This window comes from Methanothrix sp. (assembly GCF_016706325.1).
Classification (GTDB): domain Archaea; phylum Halobacteriota; class Methanosarcinia; order Methanotrichales; family Methanotrichaceae; genus Methanothrix.
Map to the genome: position 1 here is coordinate 474,950 of NZ_JADJJX010000001.1, position 19,949 is coordinate 494,898.

The following is a 19,949-nucleotide window of genomic DNA, read 5'->3' on the forward strand; positions in this document are numbered from 1 at the left end:
CCCATCACACATTATGCTTTCCAGCTAAAAAGAATTTTTTAAGGGGGAAAATGACAGAAAGCCAAACAGAAAGATCATTAAAAATAAAACAGCCCAAAAGAGAATATATCATCATAAATAAGATTCAACAAACTTATATCCTTGTAATACAACAAAAATTAATTGTTTAAAAGGCATTTCAATGTCATATGCAATTACAAATAAGCTGATAAATTGTGTAACGATATAGAATGTCTTTTAAAGATATAAAATAGTAAGGCGATTTAAAATGGTTGATAATAAAACGGAAAATTCTGTTAAGACCTCAGATAAAGGCCTGTTCCATCCGCCCAAGGACCTGGTTGAGAACTCCAATGTCCTGGCCTGGATGAAGGAGAAGGGCATGAAGTCGGAGAGAGAGCTTAGAGCCTGGTGCTCAGAGAATTATGTCCAGTTCTGGGATGAGATGGCCAGAGGCTATGCCGACTGGTTCGAGCCCTATAGCGATGTTCTGCACTGGAAGGCCCCCTTTGCGAAATGGTTCACCGGCGGCAGGATCAATATCGCCCACAATGCCCTGGACAGACATGCTAAATCCTGGCGGCGGAACAAGCTGGCCTATATCTTTGTGGGCGAGCCAGTGGGAGATGTGCGCAAGATAACCTACTATGAGCTCTATAGAGATGTCAATCGATTTGCCAATGCCCTGCAGAAGATGGGGATCAAGAAGGGAGATCGGGTGGGAATCTATCTGCCCATGATCCCCGAGCTGCCCATCGCCATGCTGGCCTGCGCCAAGATCGGCGCCATCCATGTGGTGATCTTCTCTGGATTCTCAGCCACTGCCGTCCGCGACCGCCTGGAGGACTGCCAGCCAAGGCTCCTGATCACCTGCGACGGCTCTTACCGCCGGGGAAAGCCCATCGCCACCAAGCCGCAGGCCGATGAGGCCATCTCCGGCCTGGGGTGCATAGAGAGAGTGGTGGTGGCAAAGAGGAATGGCCAGGAGATCGCCATGCAGGAGGGAAGGGATCTCTGGTGGGATGACTTTGTTGCCGGCCAGCCAGCAACATTCAAAACCCAGCCCATGGACTCTGCCGATCCTTTATTCATCCTCTACACCGCCGGTGCTGCAGGAAAGCCCAGAGGGATCGTCCATACCCATGCCGGAGCCAGTGTTGGGCCCGCCTTCACCACCTCCTGGGTCTTCGACATCAAGGACACCGATGTCTATTGGTGCACAGCAGATATCGGATGGATCACCGGGCACAGCTACATCGCCTACGGGCCGCTCTGTCTGGGTGCGACCAGTGTCATGTACGAGGGGTCGCCGGATTATCCAGACTTTGGCCGCTGGTTCTCCATCATCGAGGAGTACGGAGTATCTGTGATCTATACCGCCCCCACTGCCATCAGGATGTTCATGAATGAGGGGCCTGGATGGCCGCAAAAGTACGACCTCTCCACCGTCCGGCTGATGGGATCGGTGGGCGAGGCGATGAACCCAGACGCCTTCATCTGGTGGAGAGAGTATGTGGGCGGCGGATCTGCACCCATTATGGACACCTGGTTCCAGAGTGAGACCTGCTCTCAGGTCATCGCCCCCCTGCCCATAACCCCGCTCAAGCCCGGCTCGCCATCATTCCCCCTGCCCGGATATAATGTTCAGGTGGTGGACGAGGACGGCCAGCCTTCTGCTGCCGGGGCTACAGGAGATATCATCATCACCCAACCCTGGCCCTCTATGTTCAGAGAGATCTATAAGGATCCAGTCCAGTATAATGAGACCTATTGGACTGCTTTCCCAGGCAAGTATCACTCCGGAGACAAGGCACGGGTGGATGAGGATGGCTATATCTGGGCCCTGGGACGGGGGGATGATGTTCTCAAAGTGGCGGGCCACCGCATCTCCAATGCAGAGGTGGAGGCCTCAGCAGAGAAGCACTCCGCAGTGGAGGCGGCGGCTGTGGTGGGCAAGCCAGACAGGGTTAAAGGAGAGAGCATAGTGGCCTATGTCGTACTAAAGCCCGGTGTTGAGGGAGATGACTATCTGCAGAAGGATATCAAGACCTTCGTGCGCAAGACCCTCGGCCCCATTGCCATACCCTCAGATGTGATATTCATAGCTGATATCCCCAGGAACAAGGCTGGAAAGCCTGTGCGACCCTTGATCAAGGCTCGAGCCCTAGGAGAGAAGATCCTCGATACATCCTCTGTGGTCAACCCTCAGGCTCTGGACCTGATTCCGCTCCTCAGTTGAGCGGAATCGTCTCTTTTGGCTTTCCATTTTTTTAGCATAAAATTGTGCGGGCGGGTATACTGTAGAAATCCTCCTCTGTGCCCCGGCGCCTTCGTGATGAGGGCCAATTCTCCCGATCAAATCTCTCGATCAAATCTCCCGAGCAAATCTCCCGAGCAATCAGGATATTATATCTGCCCGCCAACTTCTGGCCATGAGAGTTGGAATCGTGGTCTCCGACCGTAGCGACTGGACAGCCAAAGCCCTGATGGCCTCCTTCTCCCGGAGGCACGCGAAAGCAGTCTTTCTTGATTTCTCATGGCTTGAAAGCAGCATCAACAGTGGCCTGGATCTCAGATGTGGCGGGGCAGATCTATTTAGTCTGGATGCATTGGTGGTCCGCGATCTGGGGAGGCGGGGGGCGGTCGATGTCTCCTTTCGCTTCGAGGCCCTGACTGCTCTGGCTGAGAAGGGAATTCCGATCATCAACCCCCCGGAGGCCATATCCGGGGCAGCAAACAAGTATGCCACCTCCAGAAGGCTGCATGAGGCATCAGTCCCCACCCCCAGAACTGTGGTCACCACCAGCCCGGATATCGCCGAGGAGGCCCTCCATTCCTTTAAGGTGGCTGTATCCAAGCCCCTTTTCGGCTACAAAGGCCGGGACATCATCCTCTTGAAGAGCAGCGAGCAGCAGGATATCGAGAGGCTGAGAGGGATAGTGGAGGCCTGCGGCCTGGTCTACCTGCAGGAGTTCATCGCCGTAACCTCCGACACCCCGCGCGACATCAGGGCCTTTGTGGTGGGCGGCAAGCTTCAAAGAGCAATATATCGCAATGCTCCACCAGGAGAATGGATCAGCAACCTGGCACAGGGCGGCAAGCCCACCCCCTGCCCTGAGACCCGGGAGCTGGAAGAGCTGGCTGTAAGATCTGCCCGTGCTGTTGGTGCTGTGTACTGCGGCGTTGACCTCCTGGAGAGCAGGGATGGCCTGCTGGTGATCGAGGTGAACGGGACGCCATCCGGCAAAGGGATCCATGATGCCTGGGGGGTAGATGTGACAGAAGCAATAGCAGAGCATGTCTGCAGCATCCTGGGCGAGAGAGGGGGATGATCTCATCAAAATAGTTATCTACGTGACCGGCCATCTCACGGAGTATGTTTACGATACTCACCGGTGCGCAGTTTGGTGATGAGGGAAAAGGCAAGATAATAGATCTGCTGGCAGAGAACTACGATATCATTGCTCGCTTCCAGGGCGGGGACAATGCTGGCCACACAGTGGTCGTGGCAGGGAAGAAGTACAAGCTCCATCTGGTTCCCAGCGGGGCGATCTTCGGCCGCAGGCTTCTGATCGGTCCTGGCGTGGTGCTAAACCCCCGCGTTCTTTGGAATGAGATTCAGACCCTGGAGTCAGAGGGGATCAGGGTCGATCTGGGAATTGACCCCAAGACGACGGTTATCATGCCTTATCACATCGAGCTGGACAGCCTGCGTGAGAAGGCAAGGGTGGAGAAGATCGGCACCACAAACCGCGGCATTGGATTCGCCTATGTGGACAAGATCGCTCGCGAGGAGGTCCAGGTGGGAGATCTGACCGATCCCGCTCTTCTGGAGGCCAAGCTCGATGAGATCGCCCCCGCCAAAGAGAAGGCCATTACGGATATGGGCGGCGACCCCAATGTGGTCAGATATGCTCCCTACATCGATGAATATCTGGAGATTGGAAAGAAGCTGAAGGACAGGATCAGCGATGTCTCCCGAGAGATAAACATCGCCCTCCTGGAGGAGAAGAGCGTCCTTGCCGAGGGAGCACAAGGGGCATTCTTGGACGTCATCCACGGCACCCAGAAGTTCGTCACCTCCAGCTCTACCATTGCCGGAAGCGCCTGCACCAACCTGGGCGTGGGCCCGACAATGGTTGACAATGTGGTAGGGGTGGTCAAGGCCTACATCACAAGGGTGGGAGAGGGCCCCATGCCTACGGAGCTTCTCGATTCCATGGGAGAGCAGATGAGAGAGAAGGGCGCAGAGTACGGCACCACCACAGGGAGAGCACGCAGATGCGGCTGGTTTGATGCCGTCTTGGGCCTGAAGTCCATTTATCTGAACAGCTACACTGAGCTGGCCCTCACCAAGCTGGATGTGCTCACGGGAATCGATCCCATAAAGGTCTGTGTGAGCTATGATCTGGACGGCCAGATCATCGGCTATCCGCCGGAGAGCACAGCAGACCTCGGCCGGTGCAAGCCGGTCTACGAGGAGTCAGCCGGCTGGACGGAGGATATAACCGAGGTTGAGGAGTATGATGATCTGCCCGGGAATGCCCGCGATTATGTGGAGAAGCTGGAGGATCTGCTGGGAGTGGAGATCAGAGCAGTCTCTGTGGGACCGGGAAGGGAGCAGACCATCTTCCGAGATCTGGATGAGGATTGAGAAGAGCTGCAGCGCACAGGCTCATAGACTCATAATCGCAAAAAATATATTGTACAATAACGCCATCAGAGAGAACTCTGCTCTGGATGGGAGGAGCATGGAGTTGATTTCCATTCCCTAGCAGGCTGGGCAGCTGAAAACGAGCCGGCTGGGGGAGGAAATCTGGAGGGAGATCCGCTGAAAAAGACGATGGTGTAGAGGACCTGTTCCTGGCACTGCCCGTTCTTGTCACTGGTGTACCAATGGGACGAGCCGTGTGACTCCGGGCTGAATAGTGGGCTGAATAGTGGGCTGGATGGCGGATATTGAGAGGATAAGAGAGGCAGATGTCGTCGGCCTGTCCAACTAGAATGCCCTGATCCGAGCCCCTTCATTTCGGGCTCTTGTGATCATGACCTCCCCACCCTCAGATCCCATTGCATCATAGGCTGCAGACTCAATATCTCTTGCCTGAGTATCGGTAACGGCAAAGACCGTCGGCCCGAAGGAGCTGAGGCCGGCACAGGCAGCTCCTGCCGCTCTCATCTCTTCCATCAGGGTCCGCACCAAGGGGTGCTGAAGCATCACCTCGATCCTCTTGAACCCAATCTCTTGGACCCGGTTTATCGCCGCTCCGAACTCATCCAGATCCTCCTCCACTACGGAAGGCAATATCCTAACAAGTATCTGGTAGCAGAGCTCATGAACCTCGGCTGGAGGCACCGGGCAGTACTTCTTGAAAATATCAACCTCTTGCTGGCCATGGGCGCCCCTGGGGACCTTGGGTATGGCAAGCAGGATCCTCCAGTCCTGGGGGAAATCGTGATTGGCTATCACTCTCGCCGGGCGAATGCCTGAAGATACAGAAGAAGGCCTGAAATCCGTTTTCTCTCTGCCCGGTCCAAAGGTGTGCCCTCCATCGATGATAAAGCCGCCCATATCGAAAGCCGCCGTCCCGATCCCGCTTGTCCCGCCGCGGTTGATGGTCCTGGCGATCTCCCGCACGCTGACCTCCTTATGATAAAGTTCGCAGAGTGCCTTCGCCGCTGCAATGCCCAGTTGCGTTCCCCTGCCAAGGCCCACGTGCATCTTATAATCCTCTCTTACAGTCAGCCGCGCTCCTCCCAGGCCGAAGCGCCTCATTACTGCCTGGGCAGCAGCTTCGGCTCGATCAGCATTCTCACCCTCGACTGAAAGCTCATTCCCTCTCTCTGCTTCAAGCAAGATCACTGGCTCGTCCAGTGTGATTCCTACTCCACCATCCACACGGGCGGACGTACCTGTGAGGTCAGTCAGAGTCAAATGGATCCTGGCAGGGGTCTCTATCACCACTCTATTGCCATCCTGAAAGCTGTTGTATGGAAATGTCTCCTCGATGGTTATCAGTGGTTCTCCATGCCGGATGATTTTATAGTTACGCTGGAGGACGAGCTCTTTTGGAAAGATATTGAAGATTTGGCTAAGCTCTCTGCCGGCCTGCAGGAATCCGGCACTATTTATCTCTCTTCTGGATTCCATCTTATGCTTTTTCAGAATAACTCCAATTGGTATATCGGCTCTGGTCAGGTCGTCCCGGAAGCTCTCTTCCAGCCTTTTTAAGGGGGTGTGAGAGACGGCATAAATGAGTGTCTCGCCGGTCTCAGCTTTCTTCAGCTTCACCACCCGGTAATTGACATCTTCTCCGGGATTCAGGTTAAGCTCTTTCGCCACTACCTGATTTGCAGGGACGATCTCCTGTGTCAAAGTCTCGATCTCAACTGGGCTGCCGGTGAGAATCTCCAGGAGGCTGGTCACTGAGCCATCAGTCCCTAAAAGCATCTTCTGTACTGGACTTAGCCTGCCTATAATGCTTTCCAGCTCGTTTATCTTTTGGATAACAGAGAGCGAGTCCTGTTTTGCCACAGAAGAACAGATCCCTCTGATCGGATAAAGCCTTTTTCCCGCTAAAAGGGATATTCTCGATCTGCTGCTGAGACTGCAGATAGCCTATCTCCCAGTGCAGATTCGCAATCCTCAGTAGAGATTTATGTGCAGCGAAGATTTAATATATCGATCTCAGACGGCGCGTGAACGGAATGAAGGCAGTATGCCGATTTTCTGTAATTTATACAGCCCTGTTAACCCACTCACCACTCTATATCCATAGATAAATACTTCTCAGTTGTAAGCCATTCTTCAGTGGATTCAAAAAGCCTCGGTCTTCCAGTTCTTGAATCAATTGCAGCAGCTTTGTCCCATCTTCAAGAGCCATCTTAATAGAAGTTCGACCCCTCCTTCATACTCAGAAATTATAATACGCAGGTCCTATCGCATAGTAAATCTCTGCCGGAATGCCATTTATAAGTCCGCTCTTATCAGGTTCAGGCAATGCCATGACCATATTGCTCTGGTTCCAACTGGCATCTATTTGGTGAACGGGCGTGATCATCCGACTGAAGGAGTAGGGAAGCTCTTGTTTGCTGCTCACTTGAGGCTTCTTCTCTGTCGTATTGCTGGCCTTCAGGATCGAGGTTATGCCCAGCCAGTCTTCGCTGAAGGGATCTGCTCGACTTAGATTGCTGCGATTATCAGGAGCAGTCTTATTGCTCTTGATTGCCAGGTTGCCCTCCAGCCAATTCCGCCCAAACTCGCCGCCGACGCTTTGAATCCTATCTTTGCTGCCAGCAGCTGCCGCCACTGCCAGTGCAAGGAGCATGAGAATGAGAACTAAAAGAATGATCGAAACTCTCCTCATCACGATCGCCTCCTCGGATATCGCCGTCATATTCCTCTTAAGATCAGGATATGATATGATGTGATATGATATGAGATATACCGCTTGATATATAAACCCGCCCTCTGCAATGTGGCCCGGACTGGCCAGAAGAGACGGAAAAAAGCTGAAAAAGGGAACAAGAGAGCAGGCCAGCCCCATCAATGAGAATAGATTTTGACTTGTGCAGCCAGCCGCCGGTTATCTCTCAACTCCTCAGCTGTAAGACAAATCACCTTTTGTTGTGCTCCTCCATCATATGAAACTTCAGCTCTTCCTTCGACTCAAATATCATGCGACAGATCTTGCATTTGAACTTGCCTTCTCTCTTTGATCCGGTGCCTTCCATTTAAACACCTCGAATCGAGGTACTTATTGAAATCATTGTTATTTCAGCTTTTTCCTATGGCTGCTCTTATGCAAAGCAAATGCTTATACTCAAACAAGGATGATTGGCAATACAAGAAGGTGGTTTTCATGGCAAAAAGGTACCAGTGCACTATCTGTGGATACATCTACGATCCCGAGAAAGGAGATCCGGACTCCGGCATCGCCCCCAACACCCCCTTTGAGGAGTTACCGGAGAGTTGGACCTGTCCCCAATGCGGCGCACCAAAGAGCGACTTCGTAGAACTCAAATGAACAGCAACCAGGAAGCTAGCAGGAGAAGAGAGATGACACTCATAAGAGAGATAAAACCGGGAATACTCTCCATCGGAGCAATAGATTGGGACCGCAGGCTCTTTGATGCCCTGATTCCCCTCCCCGATGGAACCAGCTATAACTCATACCTGATCCAGGGAAAGGAGAAGATCGCGCTCATCGATGCTGTGGATTCGACCAAGGCCGATGCGCTCATCGATAACCTGAATGCCCTGGGCATAGAGAAGATCGACTACATAATCGCCCAGCATGCAGAGCAGGATCACAGCGGAAGCCTGGGTCGGCTGGCGGAGCAATACCCAGACTCAAAAGTTGCCGGCTCGGCAAGATGTCTGGAGCTTCTGGTTGAGTTCGGCCTGGTGGATAAAGAGAGAACACAGGAGCTTAAGGATGGCGATACAATCGACCTGGGAGGCAAGAGCCTGCAGATCATCTCTGCCCCCTGGGTCCACTGGCCTGATACCATACTGACCTATCTTGCCGCAGACCGAATGCTCTTCAGTTGTGATTTCTTGGGCTCGCATCTGGCTACCAGCGATCTTTATGCTGATGAGGCAGTGGTCTACAGGGCAGCAAAGAGGTATTATGCAGAGATCATGATGCCCTTCCGCCAGCACATCAAAAAGCATCTGGAGAGGATATCGAGCCTTGATATCGATCTCATCGCCCCCAGCCACGGCCCCATCTATGCTCGACCGGAGTTCATATTGAATGCCTATCGCACATGGTCCTCGGATGAGGTCAAAAACCAGGTGGTCCTGCCTTTCGTCTCCATGCATGGGTCGACAAAGGCCATGATCGACTACTTCGCAGACTCCCTGATCACCAGGGGCATCGAGGTCAAACGGTTCGATCTCACCAATAGCGATATTGGATCTTTAGCCGAGTCCCTGGTGGACGCTGCAACTGTGGTCATAGGCACGCCAACAGTTCTCTCCGGTGCCCATCCCCTCGCCCTTTACGCCGCCATCCTGGCCAATGCCCTCCGGCCGAAGACCAGGTATGCATCCATAATTGGCTCATTCGGCTGGGGAGGGCGGATGCTGGAGCAGATCACCCAGACTATGCCCAACCTGAAGCTGCAGCTCTTCGATCCCGTGATAGCCAAGGGATATCCCAAGGAGGCTGATTTTCGCCGTCTGGACCAGCTGGCAGATGAGATTTTGGCCAAACACCGGGAGCTGATCCAGTCTCAGAATGCGGCCAAGTGAAGATCAGAAATAACGAAATAGCAAATCCCACCTAATCCCCCGTCAATATGAGATATGATCAGATAAAATTAGATATGATCTGATAAAATTAGATATGGTCAGATAAAATGAGATAAGATGGGATGACACGAAGGGATTCATTTGCAATTGGCTTTGGCTATGATAGCAGAATCGATGCTCATCTATATTCTCATTCTCCTGCTGACGGGCATGGTGGTGGGATTTGCCTGTGGCATGCTGGGAGTGGGAGGTGGCTTTATAATGGTCCCAGTGCAGATCTGGGCTCTCACATCTATGGGGGTGGATCCGACCCTCTCCACCAGGGTGGCCTTTGGCACCTCTCTGGCCGTCATACTGCCCACATCGCTCTGCGGATGCCATGGCCATATCTGCCAGGGGGTTGTGCTCTGGCGCCAGGGTGTGACATTGGGCCTCTCTGGCCTGGTGGGAGCCTTACTGGGCGGAACCATCGCCGCCCATGCCCCAGGAGAGCTTCTCAGAATGATCTTCGGCCTTGTGATCCTGGCAGGAGCATTGCGAATGATCTTCGCTCGGGAGCTGAGGCGCAGCAGGCCCCAGGTGGTCGAGGGCCTCGTGCCCTATGTTCTATGGGGGGTGGCAATCGGGCTGATCTCCGGCCTGACGGGAATAGGGGGAGGGGTGATACTCGTCCCCGCTATGGTGATTGCTATGGGCTTCACCATGTATCAGGCAGTGGGGACGTCGACTGTGGCCATTGCCTTCAACGCCATGGGAGGGACCATCTCCTATGCCATCAACGGCTGGGGGGTGGCAAGGCTTCCCGCTCACTGTGTGGGCTATATCGATCTGCTTCAATTCATCCTTCTGGCTGGAGCGAGCATGCTGACTGCCCATTGGGGTGCAAATGCCACCCATAAGATCTCAGAGCAGAAGCTGAAGAGGGTCTTTGTCGCCCTGATGATCATCATCGGCCTGAAGATGATGGGGCTGTTCAATTGGATAGGATTTTAGGTTTTTGGAAATTATAAGAGCAGACCCTATAAGAGTAGACCCTATAAGAATAGACCCTATAAGAGCAGACCCTATAAGGGCATTCCCCACATGGGATACCACTTAGCCATATCCTTCTCGATGGGCAGCTCCTTTTGCATCACCGCCTTCAGCCGGAACTCCATTGCCGTATCGCGTTGCTTGCCGGGCTTGGGCACAAAGGGATAGTATAATCCCAGCTTGAAGCTGTAGATCCAGTATGCAGTAACCTCTCCCTTGAATCTGTAGACTGCTGCCAGAAGCTGGGTTCCAAATCCCTGCTCCATAAGGATCTGGCAGATCATCTGGATATTGGTCACCAGGTCTTCAAAGCCCGGATCAGTAAGGACCACCCAGGCGTAGCCGTACTCATCCTTCTGGAAGCTGAACGATGTTCCAGTCTCCTTGAAGCTCAGACCGAGAAGACCCTCGATCTCCTTTCGGGCAGATTCATAATAAGAGGACTCCATAGGCTTGATGCATACCCCTGCCTGCCCATCCGGCACAAGGTCGAGGTTGGCCTCCATTGTCACACAGGCGGTGGAGATGGCAAAGAGCCGGTCGATCTTGGCATCGGGAAGGCGGGTCTTTCCCAGGATAGAGTCCAAAAATCCCATATTCAGATCGCTCCGCTCTGCTCGATCCTCTGCAGAGCCTCTATCCTGGCCTCCAGAGTGGGATGGGTGGAGAAGAGGTTCATGAGGGATGAACGGGTGAGGGCAGGGACTATGAACAGGGCGCTGACCGGTCCCTCCACCCTTCTCAGATCCTCTGTGGGCACCTTAAAACCGCTTATCTTCATCAGGGCACTCACCAGGTTGGATGGCTGGCCGGTGATGATCGCCGCACCGCGGTCGGCAGCAAACTCCCGATATCTGGATAGGGCCTGGATGAGAATGAAGCTCAGGACCCACACCAGCAGGGAGACTATGAATACCACTACAAAGCTGCCCCCAGAGTCGCGATCGCGTCCTCTGCCTCCACCCCCACCACCCATGAAAGGCAGATACCTTACCAGGAGCTGGGCGATGGAGGAGAGGAATGTGGCTATGGTCATGACCATCATATCCCTGTTCTTCACATGAGTCAGCTCATGGGCCAGGACCGCCTCCAGCTCGCTATGATTCAGCCTCTGCACTATGCCCGTGGTCACAGCCACCACTGCATTCTTCTGGTTTCTGCCCGTGGCGAAGGCATTCGGCATTGAGCTGTTCACCACGGCGATTTTGGGCATGGGCAGATCGGCGATGGCGCAGAGCCGGGAGACGATTTGATGAAGCTCGGGGGCCTCGCTCTCCGAGACTATTCTCGCACCCATGCTCGTCAGGATCATCCTATCGGAATAATAATACTGAAGGAGCATGAATCCGCCCATGATGATTATGATCACCATATTGCTGACGCCCTGGGAGACGAGAACTGCCAGAAACGCCAGGTAGAGGATCGCTAAAAGGAACATAGTAAGCAGCATTCTGGCTTCAAGCCCTCGATCAGCCTTCCATCTAATCATCTCCAATCCCACCTTTGACCTTGAAATAATGCTAAACCGATCAGCTATTAATTTGTCGCTACCTAGATATGGATCTTCTCATATAGATGAAGCTATATGCAAGTTATTGGAATTGAGTTGCGAATAGCAGAGGAGGATCTCTAATGGCACAGGCTAAAATAGGCGACACTGTAAAGGTGCACTACACAGGAAAGCTGAGCACGGGCGTAATATTCGATACATCAGAAGGATGTGATCCACTGGAATTTGAGATCGGATCAGGCGCATTTATCCCCGGCTTTGAAGAGGCGGTGATTGGGATGAGTCCGGGAGAGTCCAAGACGGTTCAGATACCTCCGGAAAAGGGCTATGGCCATTACCGGGAAGATCGGGCCATAACCATGGATAAAAAGGACTTTCCATCAGATCTGGTGCCTGTGGAAGGAATGAACCTTGAGATCTGTATCTCCGATGGCAGCTATGTCCCCGCACAGGTTACCGATGTGACAGAGACCACAGTCACCCTGGATGCAAATCATCCCCTGGTCGAGCAGACGCTTTACTTCGATATCAAGCTGATAGAGATAACCCGGAGCAAGGAGCCATCGGGGAACGCAAATTAGATATATGTTAGGATGAGAAAGTAGGTAAAGATAATAATTCACTGCCGTTCCTGGTGGATGGCAGTAATTATGGACCTGGATGTGAACAGTTTGGCTGATCGTGCAGCAGTCTTCATCGATGGTGCCTATTTGACCAAGATTTTAGATGTCGATTTCGGGAAACCGAAGATCGACCTTGCCCGTTTTTCGGACATTCTCTGCGGCGAGTACGAGCGTCTTCGTACTTATTATTATAATTGTATGCCCTACCAGAGCAACCCCTCCACAGAGGAAGAGAGCCGCAGGTTTGCCTCCATGGACAAGTTCGTCTATACCCTGCGAAAGCTCCCCAGATTCGAGGTCAAGCTGGGCCGGCTGGGCTTGGTGGGAGGAGAATTTGTGCAAAAGAGGGTGGATATAGCTCTGGCTGCCGATCTGGTCCGGCTGAGCTGTGGCCGGATGATAGGAAAAGCAGTTATAGTCACAGGGGACAGCGACTTTCTCCCTGCCATCGAGGCAGCAAAGGAGGCAGGGGTCCTGGTGACCCTCTTCTACTCAGAGAGCTCCATTCACGATGAACTCCTGTCTGCAGTGGACGAGAGAACTCCAATCGATCAGGATCTGATTGACCTGGTGGCAAGATAAAGAGACAGAAGATATCATGATCGGTTTCTTTGATGTCCTGAAGGCGGCCGATCTCCTTAAGGATGAGGTCATTCGCACCCCACTGGTCTACTCCCCCACCTTCAGCAGAATGGCCAATGCCGAGGTCTATCTGAAGCTGGAGAACCTGCAGATGTGCGGCTCGTTCAAGGTCAGGGGGGCCACATACAAACTCCTGTCCCATCCGACTGAGATCCAGACCGGGGTCGTAGCAGCCTCAGTGGGAAACCATGCTCAGGGGGTGGCCTTGGCCGCCTGTTCTGCTGGTGTCCCGGCCACGATCATCATGCCCGTCTGGGCCTCGATCTCCAAGCAGGAGGCCACACGCGCTTATGGGGCAGAGGTGAGGCTGCAGGGCAGCAGCCTGGTGGAGAGCATAGATATCGGCCGGCGAATGGCTCAGGAGACGGACAGGATCTTCATTCATCCTTATGACGATGAGGAGATCATAGCCGGCCAGGGGACTGTAGGCCTGGAGATCCTGGAGGACCTGCCCAACACGGATCTCATCATAGTGCCAGTGGGTGGAGGGGGACTGATAGCGGGCGTTGCCCTGGCAGCCAAGGCCATCCGGCCGGAGGCGAGGGTGGTGGGGGTGCAGGCGGCATCCTGCCCCTCAGCAAAAACGGCTCTGGAGCTTGGAAGGCCGGTGGAGATCCAGGCCGAGGAGCAGGGCTCGATCGCCGATGCCATCATGGTCACCCAGGTGGGCGAGGCCCCATTCCCGCTGCTGCAGAAGCTGGTGGACGATATCATTCTGGTGGACGATGATCAGATCGCCTCTGCAGTGCTCAGGCTTTTGGAACGCAAGCGCACTTTAGCGGAGGGGGCGGCTGCTACCCCTCTGGCGGCGCTCGTCGGCGGATCGCTGCAGATCGAAGAGGGAAGCCGTATAGTGCTGGTGGTGAGCGGCGGCAATCTGGACAGCCTGCTCTTGGAGAGGATCATCGCTACTGGCTTACGCCGGGATGGGAGACTGATGCATCTTTCCCTTTGCCTGAGGGATGCTCCCGGATCATTGGCCCGCCTCCTGAGCCTGCTGGCCGGTCAGGAGGCAAATGTGGTGCACATCCACCATGCCCGAAATGAGAGCGGAGTGGCATTCAGCTACACCCGGGTGGACCTGGAGCTGGAGACAAGGGGTTTCGAGCATATAAAGGAGATCGAGAGGGCTCTGGAAGGAGCGGGATACAGATATAAAAAAGATCAGATATAAGAAGAGATCAGATATAAGAGATGGTTTGGGAGAGGATTCAATATGAGGAGCACAAATCACCTCCCGAAGGCGATTTATCTTAAATGAATAGCCCGCTGAGAGCACTCCGGCAGAGAGCTGAACGAGGGGATATTGGGCGGCGAGATGCGGGGATGGATGTAAAAAAAACAGCGCCGAGGGTGAGATTCGAACTCACGTGACCCTTGCGAGTCACCAGCTATCCAGGAGATGCTCACTCCAGGCTGGCGCCCTACCGCTAGACGACCTCGGCACAGGTTATGAACTTGGGATTTCATCGCTTTGCTTCTGCCCTTATCTCAGTGGAGCCGTCCCTCTCGGCCAGCTTCCACGCCTTCGGATAGGTGCCGGGCTCCATTATTACCCTTTCGGTCGCTGCCACGATTCCCGAACTTGAGGCCAGCATCTCCTCACTGCTCAGCTCCGCTCTGGCAATGGCTACAGCTTCTCCTTTCAGTGTGAAGAGGACCACATCATCCCCCCGGCTGATCCCCGTCTCCAGGCTCAGAAGGCCTGGGGCGGCCAGGGGCGCGCCGTGGCATATGGCATCCACAGCATTGTCCGCTATCTCCAGCCGGGGCAGATGCGCCAGGGCTGCCTCCACCGGCTGTATCACCCGGCGAAGCAGGCTCTCATCCCCTCTCTCTTTATAGGCCATATAGGCATCCATGAGCTGGTGTAAGGTAGCCAGGGTATCATCCTCGCGAAAGGGGCCGGCCCGGGTCCGGCGCAGCTCCTCCATGTTAGCCCCCGTCCCCAGGGCGAGGCCCATATCGTAGCAGAGCTTCCTGATGTAGGTCCCCGCCTGGCAGCCCACCCTCATCAGAACATGCTGCTCCTCGATCTCCAGCACCTCCAGATAATAGATGGTCCTGGTACGCAACTCCTTGACTACGGAGGACTTCAGAGGGGGCTTTTGCAGTATGGGGCCCACAAACTGCCCGCAGACCTCGATGATGCGCCTTTTGGGCACTGGCTTGTGAACATGCATCAGGCAGATGTACTCCTTTCCTGCCATGAGCAGAGTCTCCATGACCCGGGTCGCATCCCCTAGGAGAACGGGCAGGATGCCTGTTACCTTGGGATCGAGGGTGCCGCTGTGGCCGGCCTTATCCACCTCTAAAATCCTCTTCACCCAGGCCACGATCTCATGGCTCGTCGGCCCGGAGGTCTTGTCCAGATTGATGGCCCCTAAACGAAGATGCATCTCCAGGCCCCTCTCCCGGGGGGAGGTGCCATAAGCAGGATCGGTCTTGCCTCTTCTCTTCATCAGGACCGACCTCGTTCTATCCACTGGAAGGATCTTGAGGCCGGACTGAGAATCTCTCCCCTTTCCCTCGCCGGTCAGAGGCTGGAATGATGAGCGGGCCGAAGCTGTGGATGATCTCCGCCCGGACTTCTTCGATTGTCTGGAATATCTTGAGGGCTGCCGGGTGGCCCGATCTCCTGACAGCTCGCCCTTATCCTTTCTCGGCCTGTGAATCATGGAGACTGCAAGGCCCTCGCCGCCGCAAGAACGATGGCCAAGGTGCCCGCCTCATTGAACCTCCCCGTATCCACCACCAGATCGTAGACGTTAAGGTCATTGATATCTATGTTATAGTATTTCTTATACCTGCGGGCCTCGCTCTCCTCTCGCAGTCTGGTCTCCCGACAGGCATCCTCCAGGAGCTTTGACTCCCGCTTGGATATCCGTTCCGCCCGGATCCTCAGATCGGACTTCAAGAGGACCTTGAGCTCGGCGTCCAGAAGGTGGCCTGAAAGCCTTCCTTCGAAGACCCCCGCCCCCCCTTTGGCCAGGGCTCTTTGGGCATCATCGATCATATAATCGACCTCTGGCCCCTTCTCCGCCATGCGGTTCATATCCTTGACTGATATGTTCTTCTCGCTGGCGATCTTCCGGAACAGCTCCCCGGAATTGACCCAGGGCAGGCCGAGCTGGAGGGATAGGGCCCGGGCCAGGGTGGAGGTCCCCGTGCCCGGAGAGCCGCTGATGGTGATTATCATCTTCAGCTCATGCTCCCTATGTCCAGAGCCTTTCTGATGATCTGCGATACCGGCAGTGAGCAGACAAAATACCAGTAGAACCAGTAGAGGATCGGCCCCAAAACCGTCTCCTGAATGTTATGCGGCCCCCAGAAGGGAAAGGTCATCATGATCCCCCCGGAGCTTTTTATGTAGAAATATATCCACATGAAGAGGGGGATGGATATGATGCCGATGTAGAGCATGGGCTTGAACTGCATCTGCATCATCTTCCCCTGCTCTGAGACCATCTTCATCTGCTCAGTCTGCAAGGACTGGATCTTGGCCTGATCCCCCGCCAGCTGAGCCGCTCTCATATTGCTCTGCAGAGCCCTCATCTTCTCCTGCTGGCGGCGCATGAACTCCCAGTCCATGGTATACTTCTGAACCAGGCTGGCATAAAGGCCGGTTATGGCCGCCAGGATGAAGAGGATCACAGGGAATGAGAGCCCCGTCTGGGGCAGCCATCCCAAAAGATGGTTCATGACCTGTCCCAACAGGCTTCTGTAATCCTCTACCATCACTCCAAAAAAAAGGAGTATGCCCGCGATCAGGGCCGCTCGATCCAGCGAACTGGACATGGATTGCTTCATGCGGAAGCTCCAAAGAACTTCTGCATCATCGGGTACATCTCCTGGATCTGCTCGCTGGCTATCTGCTCGTAGAGCCGATAGACGATGCTCACTGCAAGCAACAGGCCGGTACCGCCTGCCCCGCCCAGGGTTCCCAGAAGGCTGGCAACCAGTGTCAAGACCCCAATGATCACGCCGCCGATCACAGTCACCTTTGGAATATACCGCTCCATCAGCCTCTCGATTGATGCCGGGTTCCTTCTGTAGCCGGGGACCTGCAGTCCAGAGTTATGGATCTTGGCAGCGACGCTCTTGGGCCCCATTCCAGTGGTCTCAATCCAGAATATGGCGAACAGAATGCCGCCGAGGATCAGGAAGACGGAATCTGTGAGCACATGCAAGAGGATCTGCCAGCCGGCAATGGGCGAGAAGCCAAGCTCAGTCATCCCGGCTGTGGATGTTGTCACCATGCTGGGAATCCAGTCGCCCGGCCCTCCTATGGGCGAGAGGTAATACATGAGCCCTGATACCGGCTGGGGTGATTGTCCGCTGATGGCAGCGCCGGTGGCGGCATCAAACTGGGACTGAGATATGAAATTGCCCAGGAGGCTGGAGTAGCCGGTATAGACCGTGGTCACTCCCTCGCCAGTCACAGTGGCTGTGGAGACCACCCCAAGCCTTGATGCCAGCAATGCCCCCAGCATCTCGATATTGGCCTGAATAGCCCTCACCAGGATCATGGGAAGGACTGATGCATAGACCAGCTTAACCGGGAAGCGGCCTCTTGCACCCCGCACCCGGCTGTGGGCCAGAGGAATCTCGATTCTGGTTGACTCCACCAAGACGACCAGCAATATGATCAGAATGGTGGATATCAGGGCCAGGATCCCGCCGGTGATCATGATGAATCTCAGCCCCTCAGAGGTGAAGAGGGTATCAAAGCTGATAAGCTGCAGCCTGATGATATCAATCCACTTGGGGATGATGCCCACTGCCAACCCAGCATCGCCTCGGGCCGGATTGATCAGACCAGTGACCAATTGCTGGCTTATTCCCGCCACGATGAAGAGGCCCACACCCGATCCCACACCCCATTTGGAGACGACCTCATCCATATAGACGATAAGAGATCCACCAATAAAGACCTGAATAAATATCAAGAAAGATATAACGCCTAAGGAGACGCCCAGAGCATTCGCTACCCCTGCATCGGGCAGAAGATAGCCGCCCAAGACCTGAGGCAGCCCCTCCACTGCAACCATCACAAAGACCAGAGCCTTCTGAGTGCCCTGATAGATGGCCTGATCGCGGGGATCGCTCAGATTGAGTTTGATGATATCAGAGCCCACCAGAAGCTGGAGCACAATGGATGCAGTAACGATGGGACCGATGCCCAAGAGCATCATCGACCCGAAGGATCCGGCGAAGAAGGCACGATAAGAGCTGAAAAGGTCTATGGATGCTGCTGAAAGCCCAAAGAGGGGTATATTTCCGAGTATGAAGTACAGGAGCAATATAGCCAGTGTCCAGCTCAGCTTTTTCTTAAAATGGACGTGCCCTGTGGGCCGCTCCACAGAGGGGAGCCGGCGCACAAAGGGCTCTATCGCATAAAAGAAACTTTGCTGGTTCATACAACTACTGCCTGACCACCAGCAGCCTCGATCTTGCTCTTGGCCTTGGCGGAGAATCCCAGAGCCTTAACCTCCAGCCTCCGGGATATCCTGCCCCGACCGAGAACCTTAAATTCATTGATCTCAACCCTGCCGTCCGGGCCGGCGAGCTGGTCCAGCTCATCGACATTGACCGTGTCCACCCTCTCAGCCAGAGGCAGGCGGACGAATCCATGCTTGCCCATATCGGTGCCGAGAAGGATGGATCGCATGAAGTGATGCTTGCACTTGCCTGCATCTCCACGGCCGCCACGGCTCCCTCCCCCGCGCATGTTCTTGTGCTTGCCGTGGTAGGTTCTATGACCTCTCTTTTTTTTGGTCTTTGGTCTAACCATTTTCTCTACCTCATCCTCTTGATAAGATCCGTCAAATCCGGATGAAATCCCAGATCTCCGCCCTGTTGAACGGTCTTCTTGGTGGTTCTAAGGCCCTTCCGAGCAGGATGCAGCCTGAATATGGGCTTGATTTGCAGATCTTTCAGACTGGCTGATCCGGAGTTGATGGCTTTAGCCAGTTCCATAAAAGATGAGTAAGGTGTATTCTCCTTTAAATACTGCTCTGTCAGGCGCCGGTTAGCGCTCAGTCTGCCCCTTCTCTCTAAGAGCATGGCCAGAGTACTATCATCTATCTTCCCCCAGGCCACATAATCCTTGACCTTCTGGATCATGCCCCGGTAATGGGGGTCTTCTTTGACCACTACGCAGTGATTGACCCGATGGATATGGAGCATCGCCAGGGTGTCCTTGATCTCCGGCCTGAGGTTCACCTCCCCTCTCAATCTCACTATGGCAAACATCTTCAGGCCCTCACAGTTATGGTATTGACGAGTGCATTGTATGTCGCTTTAGCGAAGTTGATGGTGGTTCTGGTGGAGCCCGCAGTCCTGGTCCAGACATCCTTGATCCCAGCCATATCCATGACCTTCTTGCTGGTATCTCCGGCTGCAATACCCAGGCCGCGCGGCGCAGGAATGAGCACTACCCGGACGCTTCCGGACTCGCCCACCACCTGATAGGGCACAGTATGAGGCTGGCCACAGCCACATTCCCAGCTTCCGCAGCCCCGGTTCACCTTCATGACGTTTCTCTTGGCATCATCGATGCCCTTCTTGATGGCCCTTCCCACCTGGACATCCTTTCCCTCGCCCAGGCCGATATAGCCATCTCTATTGCCCACAATGACTGTGGTTCTGAACTTGACCCTTCTTCCCGAATCGGTCATCCTCTGAACCATGTTGATATCCAGAACCTCATCCTCGAGCCCTGGTATGAGTGCATCTATCAGTCCCGCCTCTTTTATGGGCAGACCGGATGCAATGGCCTCATCGAAAGTGGTTACCTGCCCCTCATAGACCAGCTTTCCCAGCCTGGTCTTGGGGATCCACTCCTCTTGGTAGTAATCCCGTCTTCTCCTCTGCTCCATAC

At 54.3% G+C, this 19,949-nt stretch carries 20 protein-coding genes and 1 tRNA gene; 9 read left to right on the top strand and 12 right to left on the bottom strand.

The window, feature by feature from the left end:
- Positions 1–268: 268 nt before the first annotated feature.
- From acs to IPI63_RS02415, 3 genes are all read left to right on the top strand, one after another.
- Positions 269–2,239 carry an acetate--CoA ligase gene (gene acs, locus IPI63_RS02405; protein WP_292476418.1) on the top strand — a complete coding sequence of 657 codons (1,971 nt, stop codon included), beginning with the start codon at positions 269–271 and terminating at the stop codon, positions 2,237–2,239.
- A 193-nt stretch (positions 2,240–2,432) separates the two neighbouring features.
- Positions 2,433–3,332 (top strand): RimK family alpha-L-glutamate ligase, encoded by a 900-nt coding sequence (locus IPI63_RS02410; protein WP_214066025.1) that lies wholly within the window; start codon positions 2,433–2,435, stop codon positions 3,330–3,332.
- Between the two features lie 44 nt (positions 3,333–3,376).
- Complete coding sequence (locus IPI63_RS02415; protein ID WP_214066024.1) at positions 3,377–4,654, top strand: adenylosuccinate synthase; 1,278 nt, start codon at positions 3,377–3,379, stop codon at positions 4,652–4,654.
- Positions 4,655–4,999: 345 nt separating this feature from the next.
- Here IPI63_RS02415 and IPI63_RS02420 read toward each other — a convergent pair whose 3' ends face one another.
- Positions 5,000–6,451 carry a beta-ribofuranosylaminobenzene 5'-phosphate synthase gene (locus IPI63_RS02420; protein ID WP_292476421.1) on the bottom strand — a complete coding sequence of 484 codons (1,452 nt, stop codon included), beginning with the start codon at positions 6,449–6,451 and terminating at the stop codon, positions 5,000–5,002.
- A gap of 463 nt (positions 6,452–6,914) precedes the next feature.
- A complete protein-coding gene (locus IPI63_RS02425) occupies positions 6,915–7,367 on the bottom strand; it encodes a hypothetical protein (protein ID WP_214066022.1) in 453 nt (150 codons plus the stop codon).
- Positions 7,368–7,862: 495 nt separating this feature from the next.
- On the opposite strand from IPI63_RS02425, the gene rd reads away from it, so the two are divergent.
- The 3 genes from rd to IPI63_RS02440 all read left to right on the top strand — a co-directional run bounded on the left by rd (position 7,863) and on the right by IPI63_RS02440 (position 10,252).
- Positions 7,863–8,027, top strand: a complete 165-nt coding sequence (rd, locus tag IPI63_RS02430) for a rubredoxin (RefSeq protein ID WP_214066021.1) — start codon at positions 7,863–7,865, stop codon at positions 8,025–8,027.
- Between the two features lie 32 nt (positions 8,028–8,059).
- Positions 8,060–9,259, top strand: a complete 1,200-nt coding sequence (locus IPI63_RS02435; RefSeq protein ID WP_292476423.1) for an FprA family A-type flavoprotein — start codon at positions 8,060–8,062, stop codon at positions 9,257–9,259.
- Positions 9,260–9,418: 159 nt separating this feature from the next.
- The gene (locus IPI63_RS02440) at positions 9,419–10,252 is read left to right on the top strand and encodes a sulfite exporter TauE/SafE family protein (protein ID WP_292476424.1); all 834 of its coding nucleotides are present in this window, start codon (positions 9,419–9,421) and stop codon (positions 10,250–10,252) included.
- Between the two features lie 71 nt (positions 10,253–10,323).
- On the opposite strand, the gene IPI63_RS02445 is transcribed toward IPI63_RS02440, so the two are convergent.
- Positions 10,324–10,887 carry a hypothetical protein gene (locus tag IPI63_RS02445; protein WP_292476425.1) on the bottom strand — a complete coding sequence of 188 codons (564 nt, stop codon included), beginning with the start codon at positions 10,885–10,887 and terminating at the stop codon, positions 10,324–10,326.
- A 2-nt stretch (positions 10,888–10,889) separates the two neighbouring features.
- Complete coding sequence (htpX, locus tag IPI63_RS02450) at positions 10,890–11,780, bottom strand: zinc metalloprotease HtpX (protein ID WP_292476427.1); 891 nt, start codon at positions 11,778–11,780, stop codon at positions 10,890–10,892.
- Between the two features lie 143 nt (positions 11,781–11,923).
- Here htpX and IPI63_RS02455 point away from each other — a divergent pair, with 143 nt between their 5' ends.
- The 3 genes from IPI63_RS02455 to ilvA are packed head-to-tail and all read left to right on the top strand — an operon-like array spanning position 11,924 to position 14,240.
- A complete protein-coding gene (locus tag IPI63_RS02455) occupies positions 11,924–12,382 on the top strand; it encodes a peptidylprolyl isomerase (RefSeq protein ID WP_292476428.1) in 459 nt (152 codons plus the stop codon).
- Positions 12,383–12,439: 57 nt separating this feature from the next.
- Positions 12,440–13,006 carry an NYN domain-containing protein gene (locus IPI63_RS02460; RefSeq protein WP_292476430.1) on the top strand — a complete coding sequence of 189 codons (567 nt, stop codon included), beginning with the start codon at positions 12,440–12,442 and terminating at the stop codon, positions 13,004–13,006.
- 16 nt (positions 13,007–13,022) lie between these two features.
- On the top strand, positions 13,023–14,240 hold the full coding sequence (gene ilvA, locus IPI63_RS02465; protein ID WP_292476431.1) for a threonine ammonia-lyase: 1,218 nt from the start codon (positions 13,023–13,025) through the stop codon (positions 14,238–14,240).
- A 171-nt stretch (positions 14,241–14,411) separates the two neighbouring features.
- Here the strand turns inward: ilvA and IPI63_RS02470 are convergent.
- From IPI63_RS02470 to IPI63_RS02505, 8 genes are all read right to left on the bottom strand, one after another.
- Positions 14,412–14,511: transfer RNA gene (locus tag IPI63_RS02470), tRNA-Ser, on the bottom strand.
- Between the two features lie 21 nt (positions 14,512–14,532).
- Positions 14,533–15,744, bottom strand: coding sequence for an RNA-guided pseudouridylation complex pseudouridine synthase subunit Cbf5 (locus tag IPI63_RS02475; RefSeq protein WP_292476433.1), 1,212 nt, complete (start codon positions 15,742–15,744; stop codon positions 14,533–14,535).
- Positions 15,741–16,265 (bottom strand): (d)CMP kinase, encoded by a 525-nt coding sequence (gene cmk, locus IPI63_RS02480; protein ID WP_214064291.1) that lies wholly within the window; start codon positions 16,263–16,265, stop codon positions 15,741–15,743. The genes IPI63_RS02475 and cmk overlap by 4 nt, the downstream gene beginning before the upstream one ends.
- Positions 16,266–16,267: 2 nt before the next feature.
- Positions 16,268–16,876 (bottom strand): DUF106 domain-containing protein, encoded by a 609-nt coding sequence (locus IPI63_RS02485; protein WP_214064292.1) that lies wholly within the window; start codon positions 16,874–16,876, stop codon positions 16,268–16,270.
- On the bottom strand, positions 16,873–18,486 hold the full coding sequence (secY, locus tag IPI63_RS02490; RefSeq protein ID WP_292476437.1) for a preprotein translocase subunit SecY: 1,614 nt from the start codon (positions 18,484–18,486) through the stop codon (positions 16,873–16,875). The genes IPI63_RS02485 and secY overlap by 4 nt, the downstream gene beginning before the upstream one ends.
- Positions 18,483–18,860, bottom strand: a complete 378-nt coding sequence (locus IPI63_RS02495; RefSeq protein WP_292476438.1) for an uL15m family ribosomal protein — start codon at positions 18,858–18,860, stop codon at positions 18,483–18,485. Before IPI63_RS02495 ends, secY begins: the two co-directional genes overlap by 4 nt.
- Positions 18,861–18,865: 5 nt before the next feature.
- Positions 18,866–19,321, bottom strand: coding sequence for a 50S ribosomal protein L30 (locus IPI63_RS02500; RefSeq protein ID WP_292476440.1), 456 nt, complete (start codon positions 19,319–19,321; stop codon positions 18,866–18,868).
- Positions 19,322–19,323: 2 nt separating this feature from the next.
- Positions 19,324–19,947, bottom strand: coding sequence for a 30S ribosomal protein S5 (locus IPI63_RS02505; protein WP_292476441.1), 624 nt, complete (start codon positions 19,945–19,947; stop codon positions 19,324–19,326).
- Between the last annotated feature and the right edge of the window lie 2 nt (positions 19,948–19,949).